The organism is Micromonospora inaquosa (genome assembly GCF_003857055.1).
GTDB lineage: Bacteria > Actinomycetota > Actinomycetes > Mycobacteriales > Micromonosporaceae > Micromonospora > Micromonospora inaquosa.
In genome coordinates, this window is record NZ_QGSZ01000103.1 from 1 (window position 1) to 5,263 (window position 5,263).

General features: G+C 75.6%; 4 protein-coding genes. All 4 read right to left on the minus strand.

Annotated elements, in window-relative coordinates:
- Position 1 precedes the first annotated feature (1 nt).
- The 4 genes from DLJ59_RS02175 to DLJ59_RS02190 all read right to left on the minus strand — a co-directional run bounded on the left by DLJ59_RS02175 (position 2) and on the right by DLJ59_RS02190 (position 5,212).
- Positions 2-676 carry a permease prefix domain 1-containing protein gene (locus tag DLJ59_RS02175; protein ID WP_124770843.1) on the minus strand — a complete coding sequence of 225 codons (675 nt, stop codon included), beginning with the start codon at positions 674-676 and terminating at the stop codon, positions 2-4.
- Between the two features lie 68 nt (positions 677-744).
- Positions 745-2,535: a thiol reductant ABC exporter subunit CydC gene (gene cydC, locus DLJ59_RS02180; RefSeq protein WP_124770844.1), complete on the minus strand. Its 1,791-nt coding sequence runs from the start codon at positions 2,533-2,535 to the stop codon at positions 745-747.
- Positions 2,532-4,208: a thiol reductant ABC exporter subunit CydD gene (cydD, locus tag DLJ59_RS02185; protein WP_124770845.1), complete on the minus strand. Its 1,677-nt coding sequence runs from the start codon at positions 4,206-4,208 to the stop codon at positions 2,532-2,534. The genes cydC and cydD overlap by 4 nt, the downstream gene beginning before the upstream one ends.
- Complete coding sequence (locus DLJ59_RS02190; protein WP_124770846.1) at positions 4,205-5,212, minus strand: cytochrome d ubiquinol oxidase subunit II; 1,008 nt, start codon at positions 5,210-5,212, stop codon at positions 4,205-4,207. Before DLJ59_RS02190 ends, cydD begins: the two co-directional genes overlap by 4 nt.
- Positions 5,213-5,263: the final 51 nt, after the last annotated feature.

Here is a 5,263-nt window from a genome sequence, read left to right on the forward strand (position 1 = left end):
ATCAGCGGGTGGTGGCCAGCAGCCACCCGCGCGCCGCGCGGGTCAGCGAGAAGTATCCGCCGCCCACCAAAACCGCTCCGATGATCATCGGGGGCCAGTGCAACGCCGCGTCCCAGAGGTTGAGCGACCAGGCGAAGAGGGCAGCGCCGGCCACTATGCCGAGGATCAGGACGCCGGTCAGACCGGTGCCCACCGCACGCTGCGCCAGGGCCAGGCCCGGCCGGGACGCCCGCGCGCTCGCCCAGACCACCAGCAGACCGGCCACCGAGAGCAGCAGCGCGCCCAGCCAGATCCAGTCGACCGAGCTGGCGAGCAGCAGGTAACCGGCCGGGGGTCGTGGGCCGCCACTCCAGCTCGACCCCTGCCAGGTCAGGTCGCCGGCGACCACCCCCACCCCGGCGATCGCCAGCATCCGCAGAGAGAGCCCGCGCAGGGCACCCACCGCCAGCTCGGCCTGCCAGGAGGGGAGCAGCTGCGCCGGTGAGCCGAACTCGGCCACCGCCCGGCGCTGCGCCTCGGTGGGTGGCACCCCGCTCTCGAGGTACGCCTCGACGGCGTCCAGCAGCCCGTGCCGGGCCTCGGTCAACAGGTCGGACTTGAGTCGCGCCGGCCCCTGCAACCGAGCGGCCAGCTCCCGCAGGTGCTCGTCGACCATCACGTCCTCACCGCGCGCCATGGCACCACCCTGCCATGGACTCCGGCGGGTCGACGTCCGGGAGAACCCTGGTCCGCCCCCGAGTCGGGTCAGGGGGCGAGCGCCAGGTAACCGCGTTCGGCCGCGGCCTGGAGCAGCCACTGGTCCCGGTACCAGCCCGAGGCCGCGACCAACTCGGCGTGCCGACCGCGCTGGATCACCCGGCCGCCGTCCAGGACCACGATCTCGTCCAGCTCGTCCAGCCCACTGAGCCGGTGGGTGATCAGCAGCACCGAGTGCCCGGCGGGGGTGGCGGCGAGGGCGGACGCGAGCACCGCGTCCGCGGCGGTCGGGTCCAGACCTTCGGTGGGCTCGTCGAGCACCAGCACCGGCGGCGCGGCGAGCAGGGCCCGGGCGAGCGCCAGCCGCTGCCGCTGCCCGCCGGAGAGCTGCCCGCCCTCCTCGCCGACCAGCGTGTCCCAGCCCGCCGGCTGGGTGCGTACCCAGTCCAGCAGGCCGGCGGCGGCGGTGGCCCGGGTCAGCTCCTCCTCGTCCGCTCCGGCGCGCCCGAGCAGCAGGTTCTCTCGTACCGTGGCATGGAAGACGTACGCCTCGGCCAGCAGCCCGCCGACCGCGCGGGGCAGTGCCTCCTCGGCGTAGGCCGAGAGGTCGTGACCGTCCAGGGTGACCCGGCCGGACGCGGGCGCGACGGTGCCGGTCAGCACGGCGGCCAGTGTGCTCTTGCCGGCGCCACTCGGGCCGACGACAGCGATCCGGCGTCCCGCCGGCAGGTCCAGGCTGACCCCGTCCAGGGCGGGCGCCGCGCCGGCCCGGTACCGCACTGTCACGTCGACGAAGCGCAGTTCGTGCGGGCCGGTCGGCTCCGTCGCACCGGTCGCGGGCGGCGGGGTCGGCAGGTCCGTGTCGAGCAGGTCGGCCACCCGGGTCAGGCCGGGCCGCAGCTGCGTCCACTGTCGGGCCGCCGCGACCAGCGCCAACGTCACCTCGACGGCGGCCAGCGCGCCGACGGCCAGGACACCCACCAGCACCCCCGACACGTCGGCGGCGAGTGCGACCAGCACCACCGCCGCGGCGGTGGCGCCGGCGGTCAGCACGCCGGCCGCGTCCACCGCGAACCCGGTAGCGGCCAGCCGACGTTCCAGCCGGGCCAGCCGGTGGGCGCGTTGTTCGGCGGCGCGCAGCGTGACCTCGGTCGCCCCGAACGCGGCCAGGTCGGCGGCGCCGTGGGTGAGGTCGATCGCGTCGGTGGCCAGCGCGCCCCGCAGCGGGGCCACCTCCGCCGCGCTGCGGCGGGTGAGCGCGGTGGCCAGCGCGGGCAGCGCCACCCCGGCAACCAGCAGCCCGACGGCGAGCACGCCGGCGGCCGGTGGTGAGATCAGCGCCGCCACGGCGATCGCCAGCACACCGACCAGGGCCGCCGCCGAACCGGGGACCAGTACCCGCAGCAACAGGTCCTGGACGGCTTCCACGTCGGAGACCAGGCGGCTCAGCACGTCCCCCGAGCGGTGCGCTGTGCCACGGCGGGCCGCCAGGGTGGCGAAGACCCGGGCCCGGACATCGGTGATCATGCGGAGTACCGCGTCGTGCCCGGCGAGCCGTTCGGTGTAGCGGAACACGCCCCGGCTGATGGCCAGCGCGCGGACCGCGACGATCGCCACGGTGAGGCGGTCCAGCGGAGGCTGACCGGCGGCGCTCATCAGCAGCCAGGTGGCGGTGGCCATCAGGGCGAGCCCGGCGAACTCGGTGGCGGCCGCCAGGAGCCCGGCTCCGACGAGGCGGCCGAGGTACGGCCGGGCCAGTCGCAGCACGGCCCGCTCGGCGGCGGTCCGCCCGGTCGGTGCCCGGCCGGTCGTCGCCTCCGGCTCGCGTTCCCCGCTCATCGGGTGGCCTCCCCGGTCGGCTCGGGCGTCAACTCGGTGACCCGGCCGTCCTCGATGCGCAGGATCCGATCGGCGTCGGCCAGCAACGCCGGCCGGTGCGCGACCAGCAGCGCGGTCCGTCCGGCGACCAGGCGACGAGTGGCGTCGAGCACCACCGCCTCGGCCGCCGTGTCGAGCCTTGCGGTGGGTTCGTCGAGCAGCACCACCGGGGCGGCACGGAGGAACGCCCGGGCCAGCGCCACCCGCTGCCGCTGCCCGCTGGACAGCCCGTGGCCGCGCTCGCCGAGCAGCGTGTCCAGGCCGTCGGGCAGGCCGTCAACCACGTCGTCCAGGGCGGCGTCGTGCACTGCGGCGGCGAGTGCGTCGGCCGGGGTGTCCGGCGCACCGAGGCGGATGTTGTCGGCCAGCGAGGCGGCGAAGAGGTGCGCACGCTGCGGCACCCAGGCGAGTTGCCGACGCCAGGCGTCCGGGTCGGCGGTGGCGAGGTCGACCCCGTCCACGGTGATCCGACCGCTGGTCGGCGTCACGAAGCCGAGCAGCAGGCCGAGCAGGGTGCTCTTGCCGGCCCCGCTGGGCCCGATGATGGCGATCCGCTCGCCGGGCCGGATGGTGAGGGTCACGTCGCGCAGCGCGGTGGTCCGCTCGTACGCCACTGTCACCCCCTCGAACCGGATCTCGGCCCGCGCGTCCGGGGTGGAAGCGCCCTCGGCGGCCCGGGGCGCGGCGGGTGCGGCGGAGACGGTCAACGCCTCGTCCAGCGCGGCCAGCCCTTCCATGCTGGCGTGGAAGCGGCTACCGGCGGCCCGCAGCGGCAGGTACGCCTCCGGGGTCAGCAGCAGCACCAGCAGCGCGGTCTGCAGGGCCAGCCCGCCGCCGAGCAACCGGATGCCGACCGGCACCGCGACCAGCGCCACCGAGAGGGTCGCGACCAGCTCCAGCACCAGCGCGGAGAGGAACGCGATCCGCAGCGTCTTCATGGTGGCGACGCGGTGACCATCGGCCATCCGACGCACCACGTCGGTCTGTGCCCTGGCCCGTCCGAACGCGCGCAGGGTGGGCAGCCCGGCCACCATGTCCAGGAAGTGCCCGCCGAGCAGCGCGAGTCGCCGCCACTGCCGTTCGGTGGCGGCCTGCGCCTGCCAGCCGAGCAGCGCCCCGAAGATCGGGATCAGTGGCAGGGTCAACGCGATGATCACCGCCGAGCTCCAGTCGGCGAAGACGACCCGGGCCAGCACCGCCAGCGGCACCGTCACACTGAGCACCAGCTGCGGCAGGTACCCGGTGAAGTACGCGTCCAGGGCGTCCAACCCACGCCCGGCCAGGGTGGCGATCTCACCGGCCCGCTGCCCGGCCACCCAGCCGGGCCCGTGTCGGCCCACCGCGCCGAGCAGGTCGGCGCGCAGCGTGGCCTTGACCGTCGCGGCGACCCGCGCGGAGACCGTGCCCTGCGCCCAGACCAGGGCCGAGCGGGCGGCGACCGCGACCACGAAGCCGGCCAGCGCTGGTCGATCCAGTCGGCCGTCGATCGCGGTGGCCAGCAGCGACGCGAGCGCGGTGGCCTGCGCCACGATCAACCCGGCGGCCAGCACGCCCAGGATCGCGAGCACAGCAAGATCGCGTCGGGCCGCGGGGACCCGGCGCAGCAGACGCGGGTCGAACGGACGGCGGCTCACCAGTACACCGGTGCCCTACCGTCGGTCCGTCCTCGGAAAACCCACCAGCACATCGCCTGGAAGCCTAGTAGGGCCGGCAGCAGCGGCAGCGCCACCCAGCCCAGCAGCCGCAACGTCGGTGTGCTCGCGGCGGCGTCGGCCACCGCCAGCGAGGCGCCCGGGTCGGTCGTGGACACCAGCACGTAGGGCCAGAGCGCCGCACCCACCAGCACCACCGGCAGCGCCAGGGCCGCGCCGGTGGCGATCAGAGCCAACCCCGGCCGCCGCCGGGCCAGCGCCGCGCGGGCCGCCAGCAGCGCCGCCACGAGCAACACCGGCAGGAGTACGGCCACCGCCGGCCGCTGCACGGAGTCGCGTACCCGGGCGGAGAGCAGGCCCACGACGGTGGCCACGGCGACCGCGGTGAGCGCCACCGGCACCAGCCGGCGGGCCGTACGGCCGACCACCGTGGCGGCCTCGGCGGAGAGGCGCAGGGCGAGGAAGGTCGCCCCGTGCACCGCGACCACTGTGACCATGGCCAGCCCGGCGGCGGCCGCGAACGGGGTGGCCAGGTGCGTCACTCCGGCGACGTGCCCGTCGGCCTGCAGGGGCACGCCCTGCAACAGTGCGGCGAGCAGTACGCCCCAGCCCAGCGCGGCGAGGGCGCTGCCGATCATCACGACGCGGTCCCAGCGGGCGCGGATCCGCTCGTTGCTGGGCCGGCTGCGCAGCTGCACCCCGACGGTGACCAGGATGACGCCGACCAGGGCGCCGACGACGGCCGGATAGCAGCCGGCGAGCAATTCGCCCTCCAGGAGGGGGAACGCGCCGAAGAGGATGCCCATGGCGGCCACCAGCCAGACCTCGTTGCCGAGGAAGAACGGGCCCAGGGCGGTGAGCGCCTCGCGCCGCCCGGCCGGGCCGATGCCGCGGGCGAGCAGCAGCCCGACGCCGTAGTCGTAGCCGGCGAGCACCAGGTAGCTGGAGAAGAAGAGGCCGAGCACTGCGTACCAGGCGAGGTCCACGGTCTTACTCCTCAGATGAGGGCGGGTTCGGGGTGGGCCGCCTCGTTGGGC